The organism is Kluyvera sp. (genome assembly GCF_047971185.1).
GTDB lineage: Bacteria > Pseudomonadota > Gammaproteobacteria > Enterobacterales > Enterobacteriaceae > Kluyvera.
On record NZ_JBKDZH010000058.1, the window covers coordinates 89,823 to 111,890 of the forward strand.

General features: G+C 62.1%; 18 protein-coding genes. 9 read left to right on the top strand and 9 right to left on the bottom strand.

Translation table 11 applies throughout. The annotated features are described in order from the left end of the window. Position 1: 1 nt before the first annotated feature. The 5 genes from ACK5JN_RS17090 to fepA form a co-directional block, all read right to left on the bottom strand. Positions 2 to 1,528 (bottom strand): sugar ABC transporter ATP-binding protein, encoded by a 1,527-nt coding sequence (locus ACK5JN_RS17090; RefSeq protein WP_416871255.1) that lies wholly within the window; start codon positions 1,526 to 1,528, stop codon positions 2 to 4. Then, positions 1,528 to 2,136, bottom strand: a complete 609-nt coding sequence (locus ACK5JN_RS17095; RefSeq protein ID WP_416871256.1) for a DUF2291 family protein — start codon at positions 2,134 to 2,136, stop codon at positions 1,528 to 1,530. The genes ACK5JN_RS17090 and ACK5JN_RS17095 overlap by 1 nt, the downstream gene beginning before the upstream one ends. A gap of 11 nt (positions 2,137 to 2,147) precedes the next feature. Further along, a complete protein-coding gene (locus ACK5JN_RS17100) occupies positions 2,148 to 3,089 on the bottom strand; it encodes a D-ribose ABC transporter substrate-binding protein (RefSeq protein ID WP_416871257.1) in 942 nt (313 codons plus the stop codon). 117 nt (positions 3,090 to 3,206) lie between these two features. Next, the gene (gene entD, locus ACK5JN_RS17105) at positions 3,207 to 3,854 is read right to left on the bottom strand and encodes an enterobactin synthase subunit EntD (RefSeq protein WP_416871258.1); all 648 of its coding nucleotides are present in this window, start codon (positions 3,852 to 3,854) and stop codon (positions 3,207 to 3,209) included. Between the two features lie 47 nt (positions 3,855 to 3,901). After that, on the bottom strand, positions 3,902 to 6,127 hold the full coding sequence (fepA, locus tag ACK5JN_RS17110) for a siderophore enterobactin receptor FepA (protein WP_416871259.1): 2,226 nt from the start codon (positions 6,125 to 6,127) through the stop codon (positions 3,902 to 3,904). Positions 6,128 to 6,322: 195 nt separating this feature from the next. Between fepA and fes the strand changes: the two genes are divergently transcribed. Genes fes through entF form a run of 3 tightly spaced genes read left to right on the top strand, consistent with a single transcriptional unit; the run spans position 6,323 to position 11,625 of the window. Then, the gene (gene fes, locus ACK5JN_RS17115; RefSeq protein ID WP_416871260.1) at positions 6,323 to 7,528 is read left to right on the top strand and encodes an enterochelin esterase; all 1,206 of its coding nucleotides are present in this window, start codon (positions 6,323 to 6,325) and stop codon (positions 7,526 to 7,528) included. Between the two features lie 15 nt (positions 7,529 to 7,543). Then, positions 7,544 to 7,762 (top strand): MbtH family protein, encoded by a 219-nt coding sequence (locus tag ACK5JN_RS17120; protein ID WP_416871261.1) that lies wholly within the window; start codon positions 7,544 to 7,546, stop codon positions 7,760 to 7,762. Beyond that, complete coding sequence (gene entF, locus ACK5JN_RS17125; RefSeq protein ID WP_416871262.1) at positions 7,759 to 11,625, top strand: enterobactin non-ribosomal peptide synthetase EntF; 3,867 nt, start codon at positions 7,759 to 7,761, stop codon at positions 11,623 to 11,625. The genes ACK5JN_RS17120 and entF overlap by 4 nt, the downstream gene beginning before the upstream one ends. 138 nt (positions 11,626 to 11,763) lie before the next feature. On the opposite strand, the gene fepC is transcribed toward entF, so the two are convergent. From fepC to fepD, 3 genes are read right to left on the bottom strand one after another with little or no spacing between them, the layout of a single operon-like run. Beyond that, complete coding sequence (gene fepC / locus ACK5JN_RS17130) at positions 11,764 to 12,558, bottom strand: iron-enterobactin ABC transporter ATP-binding protein (RefSeq protein ID WP_416871263.1); 795 nt, start codon at positions 12,556 to 12,558, stop codon at positions 11,764 to 11,766. Further along, the gene (fepG, locus tag ACK5JN_RS17135; protein ID WP_416871264.1) at positions 12,555 to 13,547 is read right to left on the bottom strand and encodes an iron-enterobactin ABC transporter permease; all 993 of its coding nucleotides are present in this window, start codon (positions 13,545 to 13,547) and stop codon (positions 12,555 to 12,557) included. Before fepG ends, fepC begins: the two co-directional genes overlap by 4 nt. Further along, a complete protein-coding gene (gene fepD, locus ACK5JN_RS17140) occupies positions 13,544 to 14,551 on the bottom strand; it encodes a Fe(3+)-siderophore ABC transporter permease (RefSeq protein ID WP_416871265.1) in 1,008 nt (335 codons plus the stop codon). Before fepD ends, fepG begins: the two co-directional genes overlap by 4 nt. A gap of 111 nt (positions 14,552 to 14,662) precedes the next feature. Here fepD and entS point away from each other — a divergent pair, with 111 nt between their 5' ends. Further along, positions 14,663 to 15,901: an enterobactin transporter EntS gene (entS, locus tag ACK5JN_RS17145; RefSeq protein ID WP_416871266.1), complete on the top strand. Its 1,239-nt coding sequence runs from the start codon at positions 14,663 to 14,665 to the stop codon at positions 15,899 to 15,901. Between the two features lie 87 nt (positions 15,902 to 15,988). On the opposite strand, the gene fepB is transcribed toward entS, so the two are convergent. Next, on the bottom strand, positions 15,989 to 16,948 hold the full coding sequence (fepB, locus tag ACK5JN_RS17150) for a Fe2+-enterobactin ABC transporter substrate-binding protein (RefSeq protein WP_416871267.1): 960 nt from the start codon (positions 16,946 to 16,948) through the stop codon (positions 15,989 to 15,991). Positions 16,949 to 17,181: 233 nt separating this feature from the next. Between fepB and entC the strand changes: the two genes are divergently transcribed. Genes entC through entH form a run of 5 tightly spaced genes read left to right on the top strand, consistent with a single transcriptional unit; the run spans position 17,182 to position 22,021 of the window. Further along, positions 17,182 to 18,363 carry an isochorismate synthase EntC gene (gene entC / locus ACK5JN_RS17155; RefSeq protein ID WP_416871268.1) on the top strand — a complete coding sequence of 394 codons (1,182 nt, stop codon included), beginning with the start codon at positions 17,182 to 17,184 and terminating at the stop codon, positions 18,361 to 18,363. A gap of 9 nt (positions 18,364 to 18,372) precedes the next feature. Further along, positions 18,373 to 19,983: a (2,3-dihydroxybenzoyl)adenylate synthase EntE gene (gene entE / locus ACK5JN_RS17160; RefSeq protein WP_416871269.1), complete on the top strand. Its 1,611-nt coding sequence runs from the start codon at positions 18,373 to 18,375 to the stop codon at positions 19,981 to 19,983. A 13-nt stretch (positions 19,984 to 19,996) separates the two neighbouring features. Next, positions 19,997 to 20,851 carry an isochorismatase family protein gene (locus ACK5JN_RS17165; protein WP_416871270.1) on the top strand — a complete coding sequence of 285 codons (855 nt, stop codon included), beginning with the start codon at positions 19,997 to 19,999 and terminating at the stop codon, positions 20,849 to 20,851. Next, entirely contained in the window at positions 20,851 to 21,606 is a 756-nt protein-coding gene (gene entA, locus ACK5JN_RS17170) for a 2,3-dihydro-2,3-dihydroxybenzoate dehydrogenase EntA (protein ID WP_416871271.1), read from the top strand. Before ACK5JN_RS17165 ends, entA begins: the two co-directional genes overlap by 1 nt. A gap of 1 nt (position 21,607) precedes the next feature. Beyond that, positions 21,608 to 22,021 (top strand): proofreading thioesterase EntH, encoded by a 414-nt coding sequence (gene entH, locus ACK5JN_RS17175; protein ID WP_416871272.1) that lies wholly within the window; start codon positions 21,608 to 21,610, stop codon positions 22,019 to 22,021. The last annotated feature ends 47 nt before the right edge of the window (positions 22,022 to 22,068 follow it).

Sequence of the window (22,068 nt, forward strand, 5' to 3'; positions counted from 1 at the left end):
CTTAAAACCCCTGAGCACTTGCTGAAACCAGCGCCGATTCCTCAGCCCGTTCACGGGCGATGTCTGCCGTCAGCTTGCCGCCAGACATCACCAGGATACGGTCGGAAACCGCCATAATTTCTTTTAAATCCGACGTGGAGAAGACCACGGCGATCCCCTGCTGCGAAAGCTGCACCATCATGCGAAACACGTCGGCCTTCGCCCCGATATCGATGCCGCGCGTCGGTTCATCGAGGAACAGCACCTTCGGGTTGGTTAACAACGAGCGGCCAATCACCACCTTTTGCTGGTTGCCGCCGCTGAGCGCCTGAATTTCCACCTCCGGCGACGACACCTTAATCGAGAGGTTGCCAATGGTGCTGGCCACCACCGCGTTTTCCTCTCCGTTGGCGATGGTCAGCCCGCGCCGCAGCCGCCGCCAGAGGCTGGCGATCGTCAGGTTATTGGCGACTGACGAGATGGGGAAAATACCGGTCCGTTTACGGTCTTCCGGCACCAGGCTCATCCCCATACGGATGCGTTCGGCGGGCGTTAAGCGCTGCGGCACCGGCTTGCTGTCGAGCCACAGTTTGCCGAGGTAGTTGCGCTCCGTGCCGAGCATGCACTCAAACAGCTCGGTACGGCCCGCGCCCATCAGCCCGTAAATGCCGACAATTTCCCCCGCGTGAACTTTAAAGCTCACGTCGTTAACCACCGTGTTTCCGGCGGCGTTGACGCAGGTGATATTCTCCGCTTCCAGCAGCGGCGGCCCGAAGATACGCCCCGGTTCAAGGAAGTTGCTGACCGGATCGCTGCCGAGCATTTCGCGCACGATCCACGGCACGTCGATATCGGCTACCCGGGCCTCCGACTGGAATCTGCCGTCGCGCAGAATGGTGATCATGTCGCCAATCGCCATCAGCTCTTCCAGACGGTGGGAAATATAGATAATCGACACCCCCTGGCGGGTCAGCTCGCGAATCACGCGAAACAGAATTTCCACCTCGGTTTTACTCAGCGCGGAGGTGGGTTCGTCGAGAATCAGGATATCGGCGTTTTCCGCCAGCGCTTTGGCTATCTCTACCAGCTGCTGCTGGCCGACCTTCAGGTTGCCCACCAGTTCGCGCGGGGAAATGGGCTGATCGAGACGTTGCAGCAGCTCGGCGGCGCGGCGTTCCTGCTCGGCTTCGTTAATCGGCGCAACCCCGTTTTGCAGCTCGCGGCCGAGAAAAATATTCTCCGCCACGTTCAGGTTTTCAAACAGGTTCAGCTCCTGATGCACCATGCCGATGCCGTGCGCCGCGGCTTCACGGGTGCTGGAGAAATGGACCGGTTTACCGTTAAGCACCATTTCGCCACGGCTGGGCTGCTGCACGCCGGCGAGAATTTTCATCAGCGTCGACTTGCCCGCGCCGTTCTCACCGATAATCACATTGACCTTGCCGCGCCAGACGTTGTAATCCACGTTATCCAGCGCGATGGTGCCGGGGAAAAGCATCGAAATACCGCGGGCGCGCAGGATGATGTCATCAGCAGAAGGGTTGCTCATCACTGTGTCTCCTGTTTCAGTTCCAGCGCCGCCGCATCCTGCGCTTTGCCGTTAATTAAGGTGACGGCAAACAGGACCTCGACCGGCTTGCCGACCCAGCTGGCGTCGATTTTCGGCAGCTGTTTTATCGCTTCGCGGTGATAGGCGCGCGACAGCTGGGCGAACTGGACCTGGTTGGTGAAATCTTCAAACTTAAAGCCGGTGGCGTCGCGAATGGCGTTGCCGCGCATCACCGGCCCGACCTGAATGGTCAGCGGCTGGCCGTTCAGGCTGACCGTCAGCTTCTGTTCGCGCTCGTTGCTGACGTCGACGGCGGTCACGTCGCTGGTCAATTGAACAAACACGCTGTCCGGCGTACTCCCGGCCGCCTGCCGACGGGTGTCCAGCGCGCCGGCATCCAGCGCATGCTGGTGAGCGGCATCCATGACACGAGATTTCCAGGTTTGTTGCGCGATCTGCTGTGGCGTCAGGTTGTCGAAACTGGCTTTGGCATTCGGGTCGGCAGGCAGAATAGGCTTGCCGTTTTCGTCCAGATCCACCACCGTGCAGGCCGTCAGCAACAGGGCGGCGCAGCACGCGGCTACGGCACCCCATTGTTTTAAGGGCATAACGTCTCCGGTTACTCGCTGAGGTTGAACATGTTGAGTTTGCGGGCGTTAGCGTCGTCAATCAGGATGCAGTCCATCAGCTGCTTCTCCTCTTTCTGCGCTTTGCCGTTTTTCAGGTAATAGTCCGCCTGCTCGACGGCCATCTGCGCCTGCTTCCAGCCGGGTTGCAGGACAGTGGCTTTAATATTGCCCTTATTGATGATGGAGTCGCGGGTGTAGTCACTACCGTCGAAGCCGACCACAATCACGTCTTTTTTACCGGCCGCCTTCAGCGCCGCTTCCGCGCCCAGCGCCATGGTGTCGTTACCGGAGATCACGCCGACGATATCCGGGTTGGTTTGCAGGATGGCTTCCATGCGGGTGAAGGCTTCGGTCTGGCTCCAGTTGGCGGTTTGCTGCGCCACCATTTTCATGTCGCTGTAATCGTCCAGCACGTCGTGGTAGCCCTGCGAGCGGACGCTAGCGTTGGTATCCGACTGACGGCCCAGCAGCTCGACGTACTTGCCTTTGCCGTTAAGCAGTTTGGCGAACTTCTCTGCGCCAAGCTGCGCGCCCTGATAGTTGTTGGAGACAATTTGCGCCACGGCAACGCCGGTTTTATTGATTTCACGATCGATCAGAAACGCCGGCACGCCCGCCGCTTTGGCTTTCTCCAGCGGCCCGACGGTGGCATCGGCCCCGGCGTTATCGAGGATAATCGCCTTGGCCTTACGGGCAATGGCGGTTTCGATAAGCTGGTTCTGCTTATTCACATCATCATCATGCGAGGCAATCAGCGTGGTATAGCCCAGCTCTTTGGCTTTCGCCGCCGCCCCGTCGGCTTCGGCTTTAAAGAACGGGTTGTCGTGGGAGGGAGTAATAATGGCGATCAGCCCGTTATCGGCGGCAAACAGCGAACCGGAGACGGCGATCGTTGAGGCGAGTAGGGCAGACTTCACAAAGTTAGCTTTCATCGTTTTCTCCACATTGAATATATATTCAATAATGATTTATTATTCATGTTAACGATAAGGCTGAGTTGTAGAACTGTCTACGTTTTACGCAGTTAATTTCTTAAAAGGAGAAAAGGATCACGCTTCGTTGAGCGGGAGAGTGCAGGTGATGACGTGCGGGCCGTTGATTAACCCATTGATGGAAATCACGCTATTTGCAAGGGCGGGAGCAAAGCGAGCGGTAAAACGCAGGCGTAGCGTGCTGGCATCGAGCGACACCACCTGGGCGCTGTGAAATCCGGGCAGGCCGTTGGTCTGCGCAGAGTAGGCCTTAAAGGCGCTCTCTTTGGCCGAGAAGGCCAGCGTGAGCGCCAGCGGGAACGGCAGCGCGCTGTGGCGCAGTACGGCACGTTCCTCTTCGTTGGCAATCTCGTGCGCCAGCGCTTCGGCGAGCCGGGGCGAAAAAACCGCTTCAATATCAATGCCGACCGGGGTACGGGCGACGATAGCGATGGCCGTGTTACCGCAGTGGCTGATGCTGCCATAAAGGCCGTCGGGCCAAATTGGCTGGCGATTCTCGCCGATTCCCGGCACCGCTGTTTCGCCAAACCCGCGCAGCGCGTGAACGGCGGCAATACGTCCGGCGAGGTGCTCGGTCTGGCGTTTTTTCCCCGCGTGGGCCAGCCGTTGATGGTGAGGCAGCCACAGCAGATCGCCGGGGGTAAAGGTGTCGGGTTCAAAATCAATACGCTGGATCGCGTGAAGGGTGCTGTGATGGGTGCGCATAGGGCTCCTGAAGAACCCTCTCCCGGGTGGGAGAGGGGCACATTTTATCAGAAGTGGGTGTTGATGCCCATGTACCAGGTACGACCGGATTCGTTATAGGTCTCAGCGCCTGCGCCGTACATATAACCGGTGGTGGTGCCGGTGGTCTGGGCGTTACCCGCGCGCCAGTGACGTTTATCGAAGATGTTGTCCACGCCGCCGGTCAGGCTAACGTACTTGGTCACATCCCAGGTCGCGCTCAGGCCAACGATGCTGTACGGGCTGACTTCGTTGGTTTCACTGCCGGTGACCGGCTGACCTTTGTAGTTATACTTCTTCGGCTGCTGCTTGCCATACCAGGTAAAGGTCGACTGAACGGAGACGTCTTCCTGAATCTGCCAGCTCAGCGTAGAGTTCAGCGTGTACTCCGGGATAATCGACAGACGATCGCCGGTGGTTTTGTTTTTGCTTTGCAGCATGTAGGTGATGTTGTTGGTCCAGTTCACCGTCTCGCTCACCGGCACGTTCAACGTCCCTTCCAGGCCTTCTACCACCGCTTTGGGTACGTTTTCCCATTTGTAGAGATCGGTACCGTTGCTGTTGGTGTAGACCGGAGAATAACCGGCTTCAATCTTGTTGCGGTAATCGTTGCGGAACCAGGTCGCACCGGCCAGCCAGCCGTCGCGCTTGAACTCCAGACCAATCTCTTTGTTGATGCTGGTCTCGGCCTTCAGGTCGTCGTTACCCTGCAGATAGCAGCCGGATTTGCTGGCGTAGCAGCCCTGGCCTTTACTGTACAGAATGTAGTTCGGGTTGGTTTGATACAGGCTTGGCGCTTTATAAGCACGGGCGATACCCATCTTCAGCGTGAAGTCATCCCACAGGCCCTGCGACAGGTTTAACGATGGGCTCCAGTTGTCGCCAACGACGCTGTGATGATCGAAACGCAGCGCCGGCGTCAGCATGGTGGTGTCGGTCAACTCCATGTTGTTTTCAGCAAACAGCGAGAAGATTTCCGCCTGCGAATAAGGGCTGCGGTCGGTGCTGCTGTAGCCTGGGATATCGCCGCCCATGAAGGTCTGGGTGTTGGAGGCCTTATCCTTCATCCGCTGCTGGTTCCATTCGGTACCGAGCGTCAGGTTCTGATTGACCAGATAATCAAACGGCAGGTTGATTTCGCTGTGCAGCATCACGTCCGACAGGTCGGTATCGGAGAACAGGTTACTGTTGAAGATCCCTTCGGTGCCGCCCGCCAGACCTTCGCCCTTACGGGAGTTGCGGGTGTGCTCGTACTGCGCCCAGTTGCTGGTGGTAATCCCGTTATCCCAACCGCCGTTCCAGGTAACGGAATAGGTGTTGCGATACAGACGGTTGGTTTCTTTACCGTAGTTCTCTTTCACCAGATCGTTGGTATTGGTGTTCTGGGTATCGCCGGCGTACAGGTTACCCTGGCGGCTGTAGCCCGCTTCAAACTCCAGCGACTGCATTGGCGCGAAGTCCCAGCGCACGAGGCCGTTGATGTTTTTGTTCTCGACGCCTTCGCGACCGGCGGGCAGGGTATCCTGATAAATGTCGGTACGCTCGGACTGATGGCCCTGGTTAATATCCCAGGCGTCGGCCTGCGTTTTGTCGAGGTTACCGTACAGGCGGAAGCTGAACGCATCGCCCAGCGGGCCGGTCAGGCTGAAATCGGTGCGCTTGGTGGAGCCTTCGTCTTTATGCTCCGGCGCGTTCATGTAGGCGTTCCACGAGCCGTGCCATTCTTTCTCGCTTTTTTTGGTGATGATGTTCACCACGCCGCCCGCCGCGCCGTTACCATAGCGTGCCGCCGCCGGGCCGCGAATCACTTCAATGCGCTCAATCATTTCCGGCGGTACCCAGCTGGTATCACCACGGGTATCACGCTCGCCGCGCCAGCCCAGACGGATGGAGTTACGGCTGGTCACCGGCTTACCGTCGACCAGAATCAGGGTGTTTTCCGGACCCATGCCGCGAATGTCGATCTGGCGGTTATTGCCGCGCTGGCCGCTGGTGGAGTTACCGGTCAGGTTCACACCCGGCATGGTGCGGATAATTTCGGAGACGTCGCGCGCCGGTGGGCGCTTGCGGATTTCATCGGCGGTGATGGTCGAAACGCCCGGCGCCTGCAGGTTCTGCTCGGCGGCGGTGACGACCATGGTTTCGCCATTCACGTCGGTCTTGCTGCTGTCCGTGTCGGCGGCGAAGGCCGGAGCGGCCATGCCATAGATACCCAAATTGACCAGGAGGGCCAGGGATTTGATTTTATTATTCATTGTGTGTCCTGCTTTTCGTCGCCGAGGTCTCGTACAGCTCCATCCCAAAGGGAGAGACTCGGCATGGTTATATGCCTAAAGCATGTGAAAGTTGCGCGCCAATACGCTATTGCAAATGCAAATAGTTATCAATAATATTATCAATAAATTTTCATATGTAACAACAAATTCCACAATAAACATGGGGTTAACGTAGTGGAGAAGTTAGCGACAGGAAGTGATGCCTGGTGGTCAACGATAAAAGGACCACAATATCAACGCGTTAACGATCGCTATCAGGTGACTTTCTGGTGGCGCGACCCGGCAGGAAGTGAAGTCACTTCGCCGATTCGGCGGGTGTGGATTTACATTACCGGCGTGACCGATCACCACCACAACTCGGCGCCGCAAACGCTGCAACGGATTGCCCACACCGATGCGTGGTGCTGGACAACCACGCTGCCGCCGACCTGGCGCGGCAGCTACTGCTTCGTGCCGTCCGTGCGCGAGGATGATTTTTCCCCGGAGATTTTCACCGCGAGCGAACCGGACCGCATGCTGCTGCGCGAGGGCTGGCGCAAGCTGCTGCCGCAGGTGATAGCCGATCCGCGCAATCCACAGAGCTGGAAGGGCGGGCGCGGCCATGCGGTATCGGCGCTGGAAATGCCGCAGGCGCCGGAACAGCCCGGCTGGTCAACGCCCGCCGAACGCTGGAATGCGCCGCAGTGCATCACCTGGCGCAGCGCGCGCCTCGGTAACCAGCGGCGAGTATGGATTTTTACCCCCGGCGAGGCCTGCGACGGCCAGCGCCCGCTGGCGGTGCTGCTTGATGGCCAGTTCTGGGCGGAAAGCATGCCGGTATGGCCTGCGCTGACGGCGTTAACCGCAGAGGGCAAACTCCCACCGGCGGTGTACGTGCTGATTGATGCCATCGACAACGCTCACCGCAGTGCTGAACTGCCGTGTAACCCGGATTTCTGGCTGGCGGTGCAGCACGAGCTGCTGCCGCAGGTGCAGGCGATAGCGCCGTTCAGCGACCGCGCCGATCGTACCGTAGTCGCCGGACAAAGCTTCGGCGGCCTCTCCTCGCTGTACGCGGGGCTGCTCTGGCCAGCGCGTTTTGGCTGTGTGCTGAGCCAGTCCGGTTCCTACTGGTGGCCGCACCGCGGCGGGCGGCAGACCGGCGTCATCATCGAACAACTCCAGCGCGGCGAACTTCAGCCGCACGGGCTGCGCATCGTGCTCGAAGCCGGTACGCGAGAGCCGATCATTTTTCGCGCCAATCAGGCGCTTTTTACCCAACTACAGCACACACAGCTGCCGATTTTCTGGCGTCAGGTTGACGGCGGACATGATGCGCTTTGCTGGCGCGGCGGCTTGACCGCCGGTCTGATGACCCTGTGGGGCAGCGAGCGCGATTAACGACAGGAGTTTGGTATGCAAGTCAGTAACCCCTTCGACGTGGCGCAAGGGCAGTTTTACCTTCTGCAAAATCCGCAGCGCCAGTTCAGCCTCTGGCCCCAGCAGTGTACGCTGCCCGCGGGCTGGACGGTGGTGTGCCTGCCGCAGCCGCTCGAGGCCTGCAATGCCTGGCTGAGCGCTAACTGGAACACGCTGAAGCCCGACCATTTCGCCACCGCCGGAGGCCGCCCATGAGCCCGCGTTTACCGCTGATTGCCGCCCAGCCGGGTATCTGGATGGCGGAGGCGCTCTCCACGCTGCCGAACGCCTGGAGCGTGGCGCACTACGTTGAATTAAAAGGGAACATCGATGGCAGCCTGCTGGCGCGGGCCATCGCGACCGGCATGATGCAGGCCGACACGCTGCGCATGCGCTTCAGTGACGATAATGGCGAGGTCTGGCAGTGGGTCGACGACAGTCTGATTATCGCCGAACCGCCGATTGAGGACTTACGCGACGTCGCCGATCCCCAGCAGGAGGCGCTGGCGCGGATGCAGGCCGATCTGGCGCAAAACAGCCGCGTCGACAGCGGCAACCCGCTGTTCTGCCACCGTCTTTATCGGGTGGGCGACAACCGCTGGTTCTGGTATCAGCGCTATCACCATCTGCTGGTTGACGGCTTTAGCTTCCCGGCGATTACCCGCCAGATAAGCCTTATTTATCAGGCCTGGCGGTGCGGTGACGCCACGCCGGAGCCTGCGTTTACGCCGTTTGCGGAAGTGGTGGAAGAGTATCAGCGTTATCGTGAAAGCGAGGCGTATGGGCGCGATAAAGCCTTCTGGGCCGAGCAGCGAAAAGCGCTGCCGTCGCCGGCCTCACTCTCGCCGACGCCGCTGCCGGGGCGTGCGCAGAGCAGCGACATCTGGCGCTTAACGCTCACCGCCGATCGCCGCGCCTTTAGCCGCCTGACCGCCGTGATACCGCAGTGCCAGCCCGCCGATCTGGCACTGGCGCTAACCGCGCTGTGGCTGGGGCGTCTGTGCGGGCGCAGCGAATACGCCGCCGGATTTATCTTTATGCGCCGGCTGGGTTCCGCGGCGCTGACCGCCACCGGCCCGGTGCTGAACGTGCTGCCGCTGGCGGTCACCCTTAATGGGCAGGAGACGCTGGCCGAGCTGGCGACGCGCCTTGCCGCGCAGCTGAAAAAAATGCGCCGTCATCAGCGCTACGATGCCGAGCAGATTGTCCGCGACGCGGGGAAAGCCGCCGGGGACGAAGCGCTGTTTGGCCCGGTATTTAACGTCAAAATGTTCGATTATCGCCTCGCATTCGATGACGTTAGTGCGATAACCCACACGCTGGCCACCGGCCCGGTAAACGATCTGGAACTGGCGCTGTTCCCGGATGAAGAGGGCGGCCTGACGCTAGAAGTGCTCGCCAATCAACAGCGTTACGATAAACCGACGTTGCAGCAACATATCGCCAGATTGACTGCGTTATTACAGCAGTTCGCCGATAATCCGGCCCTGACCTGTGCCGATGCTGAACTACTTTCCAGCGAGGAATATCACCGCCTGGTGCAGATTAACGCCACCGGTAAAACGCTGCCGCGTGAAACGCTGAGTTCACTGGTGGCCGCTCAGGCGGACAAAACGCCGGACGCCGTGGCGCTGGAGGACGCGCACTACCGCTTCACCTACCGTGAGATGCGCCAGCAGGTGGTGGCGCTCGCCAACGTGCTGCGCCAGCGCGGCGTTCAGCCCGGCGACAGCGTGGCGGTGGCGCTGCCGCGTTCAGTGTTCCTGACGCTGGCGCTGCACGCTATCGTGGAGGCGGGGGCCGCCTGGCTGCCGCTGGACACCGGCTATCCGGACGACCGTCTGCAGATGATGCTGGAAGACGCGCGGCCATCGCTGCTGATTACCGCTGACGATCAGCTGCACCGCTTCCCGAATATCGCCAGCCTGTGCCTGAACGCGCCGCTGGCAACGACGGGGGACGAGCGCCCGCTGGGGCTGACGCAGCCGCAGCAAACCGCCTATATCATCTTTACCTCCGGTTCGACCGGTCGCCCGAAAGGGGTGATGGTCGGCCACGAGGCCATCGTTAACCGTCTGATGTGGATGCAGGATCACTATCCGCTTACCGCTGATGACGTAGTGGCGCAGAAAACGCCGTGCAGCTTTGACGTGTCGGTCTGGGAGTTCTGGTGGCCGTTTATCGCCGGGGCGAGGCTGGTTATGGCCGAGCCGGAAGCCCACCGTGACCCGCTGGCGATGCAGCGCTTCTTTGCGCAATACGGCGTGACCACCATCCACTTCGTGCCGTCGATGCTGGCGGCGTTTGTCGCCTCGCTGACGGCGGAAACGGCGGCCAGCTGCGCTTCGCTGCAGCGGGTTTTTTGCAGCGGCGAAGCGCTACCGACCGCGCTAAGCCGGGAATGGGAAGCGCTCACTCAGGTGCCGCTGCATAACCTTTACGGGCCCACGGAGGCCGCCGTCGACGTCAGCTGGTATCCCGCTTACGGCGAAGCGCTGGCGGCGGTGACCGGCAACAGCGTGCCGATTGGTTTCCCGGTGTGGAATACCGGGCTGCGGATCCTTGATGCGATGATGCGCCCGGTGCCGTTCGGCGTCGCGGGCGATCTGTATCTTACCGGCATTCAGCTGGCGCAGGGCTACCTGGGGCGCCCGGACCTGACCGCCAGCCGCTTTATCGCCGACCCGTTCGCCCCCGGCGAGCGGATGTATCGCACCGGCGACGTGGCGCGCTGGCTTGATAACGGCGCGGTGGAGTATTTAGGCCGCAGCGACGATCAGCTGAAAATTCGCGGCCAGCGCATTGAGCTGGGGGAAATCGACCGGGTGATGCAGACGCTACCGGGCGTCGAGCAAGCGGTCACTCACGCCTGCGTGATTAACCAGGCCGCCGCCACCGGCGGCGATGCGCGGCAGCTGGTGGGCTACGTGGTGTCGGACACCGGTTTACCGCTGGATAGCGATGCGCTACTGGCGCAGCTGCGCGAACGCCTGCCGCCGCACATGGTGCCGGTGGTGATATTATCGCTCAGCGCGCTGCCGCTGAGCGCCAACGGCAAGCTCGACCGCAAGGCGCTGCCGCTGCCGTCGCTGACGCAGAAAACCGCCGGACGCGCGCCGCAGTCGCCAACGGAGACGCAGGTAGCAGAGGCCTTCAGCCAGCTGCTGGGCTGCGAGATTCAGGATATCGACGCCGACTTCTTTGCCCTCGGTGGGCATTCGCTGCTGGCGATGCGCCTGGCGGCAATGCTCAGCCAGCGTACCGGGCGGCAGGTGACGCCGGGGCAGGTGATGGTTTCCTCAACGGTGGGCAAGCTGAGCACGCTGCTCGATAACGACGATGAGGCACAGGCGCAGCGTCTGGGCTATGAGCCGCTGTTGCCGCTGCGCACCGGCGATGGCCCGACGCTGTACTGCTTCCACCCAGCCTCGGGTTTTGCCTGGCAGTTCAGCGTGCTGTCGCGCTACCTGTCGCCGCGCTGGTCGATTACCGGTATTCAGTCGCCGCGACCCGACGGGCCGATGCAAACGGCACAGACGCTGGACGAGGTGTGCGAGCACCATCTGGCGACGCTGCTGGCCGAGCAGCCGCACGGGCCATACTACCTGCTGGGCTATTCGCTCGGCGGTACGCTGGCGCAGGGTATTGCCGCGCGTTTACGTCAGCGCGGTGAAACGGTCGCCTTCCTCGGCCTGCTCGATACCTGGCCGCCGGAGACGCAAAACTGGGCGGAAAAAGAGGCCAACGGCCTCGATCCGGCGGTATTAGCGGAGATTAACCGCGAACGCGAAGCATTTCTCGCCGCGCAGCAGGGGCAGGGTTCCAGCGCGCTGTTCAGCGCCATTGAAGGTAACTATGCCGATGCGGTACGCCTGCTGACCACCGCGCACAGCGCGAAATTCGACGGTAAAGCGACGCTGTTTGTCGCCGAGAAAACCCGTCAGGCGGATCCGCAGACGGCGTGGGGGCCATGGGTGGGGGAACTGGAGGTTTACAGCCAGGACTGCGCGCACGTGGATATCATCACGCCGTCGGCGTTTGAGACGATAGGGCCGGTGATTCGGGAGATATTGGGGTAGGGATTCGGTTTTTCTCTGTCCGGAAAGCGCGTTCGGTTTGATCCCCTCGCCCCTTTGGGGAGAGGGTTAGGGTGAGGGGAAATGTGCGCGATGTACCCTCACCCCGGCCCTCTCCCTGGAAGGGAGAGGGAGTAAGCGCTACCGCCGCCCCAGCGGCACCACCAGCGGCGTATGGGCCACCGGATCGTCAATGATCATGCAGCGCAGCCCGTACACCGCTTCAATCAATTCCGGCGTCACAATATCTTGCGGCGCGCCCTCTGCGACAATTTTCCCCTCGCGCAGCGCAATCAGGTGCGTGGCGTAGCGACACGCCTGGTTTAAATCGTGCAGCACGGCGGCGAGCGTGTAGCCGCGTTCGCGGTTCAGTTCGCTTAACAGCTCCAGCAGATCGATCTGATGGCTGATATCCAGCCAGGTCGTTGGCTCGTCGAGCAGCATAATGGCGGTGTCCTGCGCCAGCACCATCGCAATCCATGCGCGCTGACGCTGACCGCCGGAGAGGGTGTCCACGCTCTGATGCGCCAGATTGACGATGCCGGTCGCCTGCATCGCGCGCTGCACCGCGTCCTCATCTTCCTGCCGCCAGCGGGTGAACAGCGGCTGATGCGGGTAGCGCCCGCGCGCCACCAGCTCCTGTACCGAAATATCGCTCGGCGTGGTGGCGTTCTGCGCCAGCAGGCCGATGCGGCGGGCCACCTCTTTGCTGGCGTAACGCTGGATCTCTTCGCCATCCAGATAGACGTGCCCGTGAACCGGCGTCATCAGGCGGCTGAGCGTACGCAGCAGCGTCGATTTACCGCAGCCGTTAGGGCCGATAATGGCGGTGAAATGACCGTCAGGAATGGTGACGTCCAGCGACTCGGCGATGGTCTTTTTACCGTAGGCGAGGGTGAGCGCCTCGCCGCGCAGGCGGGCGACGGTGTCGGTCATTTTTTACGAGACTCCTGAATAAGCAGCACGATGAGATAGATACCGCCAAGACTGACGGTCACCACGCCCACCTGAAGCTGGTAAGGCAAAAACAGTTGTTGTGCGCAGAAATCGGCGGCGACGAGCAGCAGCGCGCCGCACAGCGCGGCCTGGGTTAGCCCCCAGCGAACGGTGCCGCTCAGGCGGCGGGCGATGTGCGGCGCCACCAGCGCGATAAACGAAATCGGCCCGGCCAGCGCGGTGGCGGCAGCGGTGAGCACCACCGCGACCAGCATCAGCAGCAGGCGAGAATATTCGACGCGGACGCCCAGCGCGCAGGCGCTGTCATCGCCCATTTCCAGCAGGCGTAAACGGCGTACCAGCAGCGCCGAACAGGCCAGCGCGACGATCATCAGCGGTGCGGCGGGCCAGATTTTGCCCCACGTCATGCCGTTGAGCGACCCGGCGAACCACAGCCCGGCCGAGACGGCGGTTTCCAGCGAGGCGCGCAGCAGCAGCCAGGTGTTGAAGGCCATCAGCATCGCGCGGATGCCGATGCCGATAATAATCAGGCGGAAGGTTTCGATGCCGTCGCGCCACGCCAGCGCCCATACCAGCAGCGAGGTGGCGATGCCGCCCGCCATCGCCGCGAGGGTGATGGTGGTCAGGTTCTGGCCGAAGAAGACCAGCGCCACCAGCACGCCGCTCCAGGCGCCGGTGTTAAAGCCCATCACGTCCGGGCTGCCCAGCGGGTTGCGCATCAGCGACTGGAAAATCGCCCCGCTGACGCCCAGCGAAGCGCCGATCAGCAGCGCCATCAGCACGCGCGGCAGACGCCATTCGGTAACCACCATGGTGATAGCGCGCGGGGCGTCGCCGAACAGCGCGCTGAAGACCTGGGAGAATTCCAGCGTCACCGCGCCGCTGCGCAGGCTCAGCAGCGTTAACAGCAGGCAGCCGATGATTAGCAGCAGGCAGCTGGCGACCAGCCGACGGGAAGGGGCGTTCATCGGCCACCTCCTGACGATTTACGGCGCACGAGGAATATCAGTACCGGCGCGCCGATAAAGGCGCTGACCACCGATACGCGCAGTTCGCCGGGGACCAGCAGGCGGCCGACAATATCGGCGAACAGCAGCAGCGAGGGGGTGGCGAGCAGGGTGACCGGCAGCGACCAGCGGTGATCCGATCCCACCAGCCAGCGGGCAATGTGCGGCATCATCAGGCCGATAAAAGCGATAGGGCCGACCACCGAGGTCGCGCTGGCGCACAGGATGGTAATCACCAGCAGCCCCAGAATTTGCGTGCGCGCCACTTTGCTGCCGAGCGCGGTGGCGGTGTCGGTGCCCAGGCTCAGGCTGTTGAGCGAGCGGCTCATCATCAGCGCAATCGTCCCGGCAATCAGCACCGGGATCAGCACCGTTTTCAGGGTTTGCAGCGTGCGAATATCCAGCGAACCGGCCTGCCAGAAGCGCAGCTGATCGTAAACGTCCTGATTGAGCAGCGCGATGCCGCTGGAGAACCCTTCGAGCACGGCGGCCAGTGCGACGCCCGCCAGCGTCAAGCGCACCGGGCTGAGCTGGCCGCCGCCCTGGCTGCCGGTAAACGCCACGATAAGCGATGCCACCAGCGCCCCGCAAAAGGCCATCGCCAGCTGTTCCTGCGGTGAGGTGATGCCCAGCAGCGCCGCGCCCAGCACGATGGCGAAGCTGGCACCGGCGTTAACGCCGAGAATGCCCGGGTCGGCCAGAGGATTGCGGGTGAGGGTTTGCATCAGCGCTCCGGCGAGGCCCAGCGCGCCGCCCGCCAGCAGGCCCGCGAGGGTGCGCGGCAGTCGGGCATCAAGCACGATGGTGCAGTCGGCGCTGTGGCAGGTGCCGCTTAGCGCATCGACGACGACGGAAACCGGCAGCGGCGTCGCGCCGATCAATAAACTCAGCGTGGCGGCAAGGAAGAGCAGCAAGAGTAAACCGGGCAGCGCAACGGCGCGCAGCGCGGCGGTGGAAAACGACATAGCAACATCCCTGATGTGATAATGATAGTGATTATCGTTATCTATCTTATTCGTTTATGTTAGCATGAGCGCCCTCGGAAAGGGTACGAAAAAAACTCTCAAGGTTTTGTAATGAATCGACAATCCTGGCTGCTGAATCTGAGCCTGTTAAAAACGCATCCGGCCTTCCGCGCCGTCTTTATTGCCCGCTTTATCTCCATTCTGTCGCTCGGCCTGCTTGGGGTCGCGGTGCCGGTGCAAATCCAGATGATGACCCACTCCACCTGGCAGGTGGGGCTGTCGGTCACGCTTACCGGCGGGGCGATGTTTGTCGGGCTGATGGTGGGCGGCGTGCTGGCTGACCGCTATGAGCGCCGCAAGCTGATTCTGCTGGCGCGCGGTACCTGCGGCATCGGATTTATCGGCCTGTGGCTGAATGCGCTGCTGCCGGAGCCGTCGCTGCTGGCGATCTATCTGCTGGGGCTATGGGACGGTTTCTTTGCCTCGCTTGGCGTGACGGCGCTGCTGGCGGCGACGCCTGCGCTGGTAGGGCGCGAAAACCTGATGCAGGCCGGGGCGATTACCATGCTGACGGTGCGCCTGGGCTCGGTGATTTCACCGATGGTTGGCGGGCTGCTGCTGGCCTCCGGCGGCGTGTCGTGGAACTACCTGCTGGCGGCGCTCGGCACCTTTATCACCACGCTGACGCTGCTGCGCCTGCCGCAGCTACCGCCGCCGCCGCAGCCGCGCGAGCATCCGCTATCGTCGCTGGCGGCCGGATTCCGCTTCCTGCTCGGTAGTCCGCTGATTGGCGGCATCGCGCTGTTGGGCGGGCTGATGACCATGGCCAGCGCGGTGCGCGTGCTTTACCCGGCGCTGGCGCAGGGCTGGCAGATGTCGGCGGCGCAGATTGGCCTGCTGTACGCCGCCATTCCGCTGGGGGCGGCCTTCGGGGCCCTGACCAGCGGCAGGCTGGCGCACAACGAGCGTCCCGGCTGGATCATGCTGCTGGCGACCGTCGGCGCGTTTGTCGCGATTGGTCTGTTCGCCATGATGCCGTACTGGGCGCTGGGGATTGTCTGTCTGGCGCTGTTTGGCTGGCTGAGCGCGATTAGCTCGCTGCTGCAATACACCCTGATTCAGACCCAGACGCCAGAGGCGATGCTGGGGCGTATTAACGGGCTGTGGACGGCGCAGAACGTTACCGGCGACGCCATTGGCGCGGCGCTGCTCGGCGGGCTGGGGGCCATGCTGACGCCGGTGGCGTCGGCAAGCGTCAGCGGCTGGGGGCTGGCGATCGTTGGCGTGATTTTGCTGCTGGTGCTCGGTGAGCTGCGGCGTTTTCGCCGTGAAGCCCCGGAGTCGGCGTAAACGCCTCGTCCGGGCTACATCCGGTGGCCTGGACCGGCACACCCTGTAGCCCGGCCAGGCGAAGCGCCGCCGGGAAGGGCTCGGTGCTTATGAAAATAACGCCGACAGGCGCGCTAACACCCGCGTGGCGCTGTAGTAATCGAGGCGGAAGGTCTCGCTGCCCAGCGCGTACACGCGCTTATTTTTAACCGCCGGCAGGTGCGCCAGCAGCGGGTTGGCGTAGACCGCGTCGGCGTCTTTCTCATCGCCGGCGAACAGGAACAGGCTTTCGCCGTTCAGGCCGGTAGCCAGGCTTTCACCACCCAGCTGAATGATGTCGTGGCGCTTGCCCTGACTCTGGCTGGCATGCAGGCCCGGCGGCAGCGTGGCGAGGGTAAAGCCGAGCTGTTGCAGGAACTGGCCCTGCGCCGATTCGCTGGTCCACAGGTTAGCGCTGTGGGCCGCGGCGGTGTACACCAGCGCGCTGACCGGCTGCGGCGGCAGTTTGATTTGCTGTTTCACCGTGGCCAGCTGCTTATCGAATTCGGCAATGCGCGCGGCTGCCTGCTGCTCCTGGCCGGTAATGCCACCAAGCTGGGTCAGCAGCGCCTGCCAGCTTTTATCGTCGTAGTTAATGACCAGCGTGGGGGCGATGGTAGAGAGCTGCTCGTACAGCGCCAGCGCCGAGTCGCCGCCGGTGGCGCTAATCAGAATCAGGTCCGGCATCTGCGCAGCCACGGCTTCCGCACTCGGTTCACCGATATAAAGACGAGTGACTTTCCGCGCTTTAGCGACGTCGCCCCACTGGCGCAGGAAGCCCTGGGCATCCGCGACGCGGTTATTCGGCGTGGTGGCGCCGCTGGCAATCACCGGCGCGTCGATCGCCAGCAGCGAGCCGGTCAGCGTGACGCTGGTGGACACGATGCGCATCGGTTTTTGTTCCAGCGTGTGCACGCCGTGGCTGTCGGTAATCTGGCGCGGCCAGTCGGCGGCCTGGGCTGAGGATAGTCCTAAAACGCTGAAGCCAGCGATCAGCGCGGCGGTGCGCCATAAAGCGGAGAAGTTCACAGAGAAGCATCCTGATGGTAGTTGGTTAATGCTTCTCATTTTCAACTATTGACCGCCATGGATGCAAGCCCGACCTTAAACCGCCGAAAGTGAATGATCGGGGCCGCGCGGCGGCTATTAAGCACAAGATGCTGCTTCGAGCTGTTGACATACGAGGCGTTTACTTTTAGGTTACCGAACCAAAATATAAATGATAATTATTCGTAATATCTTTATCGTTTTTGGAGGATGATATGGAAACGTCACTGGCTGCGGATGAACAACAGCAGCAGCGTCAGGCCACGCTCGCGGCTGACCGCTTTTTCTTTATGTCGCCGTACCGTAGTTTTACGACCTCGGGCTGCTTCCAGCGCTTCACCTGCCCGGCGGAAGGGGGCGATGCGCCCGATAGCGCCTTTCAGCAAGGCCTCGCCTCGGCGTTCGCCGCGGCAAAAGCGGCAGGCATCGCCAACCCGGTGATGGTGGGGGCGATTCCGTTTGATACCCGTCAGCCGTCCGCGCTGTTTATCCCGGAGCGCTGTGACGCTTTCTCACGCACCGCAAAGCAACAATCCTCACGCTATCACGCCTCCCGTGAGCCGATGGGCGTGATTTCGCGCCAGGAAATCCCTGAACATCCTGTCTTCCTCGATATGGTTGCCCGCGCCGCGGCGCTGACGGCGACGCCGCAGGTCGACAAAGTGGTGCTTTCACGACTGATTGATATCGACGCTGAACAGCCGCTGGATAGCGGCGCGCTGCTGGAGCGCCTGGTGGCGCAGAACCCGGCGAGCTTCAACTTCCACGTACCGCTGCCCGACGGCGGCGTGCTGCTGGGGGCCAGCCCGGAGCTGCTGCTGCGTAAAGAGGGCGATCGCTTCAGCTCGCTGCCGCTGGCGGGCTCCGCGCGTCGTCAGCCGGATGACGTGCTGGACCGCGAGGCGGGGAACCGTCTGCTGGCCTCGGAAAAAGACCGCCATGAACATGAGCTGGTGACCCAGTCGATGAAGCGCACCCTGGCACCGCGCAGCCTCCAGCTGACGTTGCCGCAAACGCCGCAGCTGATCACCACGCCAACCCTGTGGCATCTGGCGACGCCGATCGAAGGGCAGGCGAAGGCGGCGGAAAACGCCCTGACGCTGGCCTGCCTGCTGCACCCGACGCCGGCGCTGAGCGGTTTCCCGCATCAGGCGGCGAAGCAGGTGATTACCGAGCTGGAGCCGTTCGAGCGCGATCTGTTCGGCGGCATCGTTGGCTGGTGCGACGCGGAGGGGAACGGCGAGTGGGTGGTGACGATCCGCTGCGCGCGCGTGCAGGCTAACCGCGTGCGCCTGTTTGCCGGGGCGGGCATCGTACCGGCCTCCTCGCCGGAGTCCGAATGGCGCGAAACCGGCGTCAAACTTTCCACCATGCTGAACGTATTCGGCCTGCATTAAGGAATCATCATGACCGTAGAATTTACCCGCTGGCCGGACGCGCTCGCAGCGCGCTATCGCGAAAAAGGCTACTGGCAGGATCTGCTGCTCACCGACATGGTGACGCGTCACGCCGAAAGTGACGCGATTGCGGTTATCGACGGCGAACGCCAGATAAGCTACCGCGCGCTTAACCAGGCTATCGACAACCTGGCCGCGACGCTGCAAAGCAGAGGGTTGCAGCGGGGTGAAACGGCGCTGGTGCAGTTGGGCAATATCGCCGAGTTTTATATCGCCCTGTTCGCGCTGTTGAAGATTGGCGTTGCGCCGGTCAACGCGCTGTTCAGCCATCAGCGCAGTGAATTGAACGCTTACGCCGAGCAGATTGCGCCGGCGGTGCTGATTGCCGATCGCGGACACGCGCTGTTTGCGGACGATACGTTCCTTAACGCCTTCGCGGAGCAGCATCGTTCCCTGCGCGTGACGCTGCTGCGTCACGGTGAAGGGGAGCAGTCGCTGGAAGCGGCTCTGGCGCAACCGGCCGTGGGCTTTACGCCGACGCCAACCGCCGCCGATGAAGTCGCCTTTTTTCAGCTTTCTGGCGGCAGTACCGGCACGCCCAAGCTTATTCCGCGCACCCATAACGATTATTACTACAGCATTCGCTGCAGTAATGAGATTTGCCGCTTCGACGCGCAGACGCGCTACCTGTGCGCGATTCCCTCGGCGCACAACTACGCCATGAGTTCGCCGGGGGCGCTCGGCGTTTTCCTCGCCGAGGGTACGGTGGTGCTGGCGGCAGACCCCAGCGCGACGCTGTGCTTCCCGCTGATCGAAAAACATCAGGTTAACGTTGCGGCGCTGGTGCCCCCGGCGGTGAGCCTGTGGCTGCAGGCCATTGCCGAAGGAGAGGGTAACGCTCAGCTGCGTTCGCTGACGCTGCTGCAGGTGGGGGGCGCGCGCCTCTCCGCCACGCTGGCGGCGCGTATTCCGGCGGAAATTGGCTGCCAGCTTCAGCAGGTGTTCGGCATGGCGGAAGGGCTGGTGAACTACACCCGTCTGGACGATACGCTGGAGAAAATCCTCAACACCCAGGGCTACCCGATGTGCCCGGACGATGAAGTGTGGGTCGCGGATGAAGACGGCAACCCGCTGCCGCGCGGTGAAGTGGGGCGGCTGATGACGCGCGGCCCGTACACTTTCCGCGGCTACTACAAAAGCCCACAGCATAATGCCAGCGCGTTTGATGCCAACGGCTTCTACTGTTCCGGCGACCTGATCTCGATTGATGAGGACGGCTACATTACCGTGCAGGGCCGGGAAAAAGATCAGATTAACCGCGGCGGCGAGAAGATTGCCGCCGAAGAGATTGAAAACCTGCTGTTGCGTCATGAGGCGGTGGTCCACGCGGCGCTGGTCAGCATGGAAGATACCCTGCTGGGCGAGAAGAGCTGCGCGTATCTGGTGGTAAAAGCGCCGCTGCGCGCGGTGCAGGTCCGCCGTTTTCTGCGCGAACAGGGCGTTGCCGAATTTAAGCTGCCGGATCGCGTGGAGTGCGTGGATGAACTGCCGCTGACCCACGTCGGTAAAGTGGATAAAAAACAATTACGTCAGTGGCTGGCAAGCCGCTCGCTGGCCTGAAGGAGAGAACAATATGGCAATTCCAAAACTGCAGGGCTACGCGCTGCCCACCGCGCTGGATATCCCGGAAAACAAGGTGAACTGGGCGTTTGAACCGGCGCGCGCGGCGCTGCTGATTCACGATATGCAGGAGTATTTCCTCAACTTCTGGGGCGAAGACAGCGAGATGATGGACACGGTGGTGGCCAACATCGCCGCGCTGCGCGACTTCTGCAAGAAAAACGCTATTCCGGTCTATTACACCGCGCAGCCGAAAGAGCAGAGCGATGAAGACCGCGCGCTGCTGAACGACATGTGGGGGCCGGGGCTGACCCGCTCGCCGGAACAGCAGCGGGTGATTGCCGCGCTGGCGCCGGACGAGCAGGACACCGTGCTGGTGAAGTGGCGCTACAGCGCTTTTCACCGCTCGCCGCTGGAGCAGATGCTCAAAGAGACCGGGCGTAACCAGCTGATCATCACCGGGGTGTATGCGCACATCGGCTGCATGACCACCGCGACCGACGCCTTTATGCGCGATATCAAACCGTTCTTCGTGGCCGACGCGCTGGCGGACTTCAGCCGCGATGAGCACCTGATGTCGCTGAAGTACGTTGCTGGACGCAGCGGCCGCGTGGTGATGACCGATGAACTGCTGCCGTCTGTTCCGGCCAGCAAAGAGGCGCTGCGCACGCTGGTGCTGCCGCTGCTCGATGAATCCGACGAGCCGTTCGACGACGATAACCTGATTGATTACGGTCTGGATTCGGTGCGCATGATGGCGCTGGCAGCCCGCTGGCGGAAAGTGCACGGCGATATCGACTTCGTGATGCTGGCGAAAAATCCAAGCATTGACGCCTGGTGGGCGCTGTTATCCCGCGAGGTGAAATAATGGCCGGGTTCGATTTTCGTGGCCAGACCGTGTGGGTCACCGGGGCCGGTAAAGGCATTGGTTACGCCACCGCGCTGGCGTTCGTTGAGGCGGGCGCGCAGGTGACCGGCTTCGATTTAGCCTTCGACGGCGCGGACTATCCGTTTGCGACCGAGGTGCTGGACGTGGCCGATGCTCAGCAGGTCGCTCAGGCCTGTGAGCGCCTGCTGGCAGGCACCGAGCGTCTGGACGTGCTGGTGAATGCGGCGGGGATCCTGCGTATGGGGGCCACCGATGCCCTAAGCCAGGCCGACTGGCAGCAGACCTTTGCGGTTAACGTCGGCGGCGCGTTTAACCTTTTCCAGAATACGATGGCGCAGTTTCGCCGACAGCAGGGCGGAGCGATCGTCACCGTGGCCTCGGATGCCGCGCATACGCCGCGTATTGGGATGAGCGCCTACGGTGCCTCGAAGGCGGCGCTGAAAAGCCTGGCGTTAACCGTGGGGTTAGAGCTGGCGAGCGCTGGGGTGCGCTGTAATATCGTTTCGCCGGGTTCAACGGATACCGATATGCAGCGCACGCTGTGGGTGAGCGATGATGCAGAACAGCAGCGTATTCGCGGCTTTGGCGAGCAGTTTAAGCTCGGCATTCCGCTGGGTAAAATCGCCCGTCCGCAGGAGATTGCCAACACGATTCTGTTCCTCGCTTCCGACTGCGCCAGCCATATCACGCTGCAGGATATCGTGGTGGACGGCGGCTCGACGCTGGGGGCATAAGATGATCTGGAAACGGCATTTAACCCTCGAAGAACTCAACGCCACCAGCCATAACACGATGGTGGCGCACCTCGGGATTGTCTATACCCATATCGGCGACGATAGCCTGGAAGCGGTGATGCCGGTGGACAGCCGCACCCATCAGCCGTTTGGCCTGCTGCACGGCGGCGCGTCGGCGGCGCTGGCGGAGACCTTAGGCTCGATGGCCGGTTTTCTGATGACCCGCGAGGGACAGTGCGTGGTGGGTACCGAACTGAACGCCTCCCACCATCGTCCGGTGTCGCAGGGGCAGGTGCGCGCGGTATGCCAGCCGCTGCATCTGGGGCGGCAGAGTCAGAGCTGGGAAATCGTGGTGTTTGACGAACAGGGGCGGCGCTGCTGCACCTGCCGGCTGGGGACGGCGGTGCTGGGTTAGGTGTTGTGCTCGATCCCGGCGGCGCGGGTGGTGGGGCGGGGAGCCCC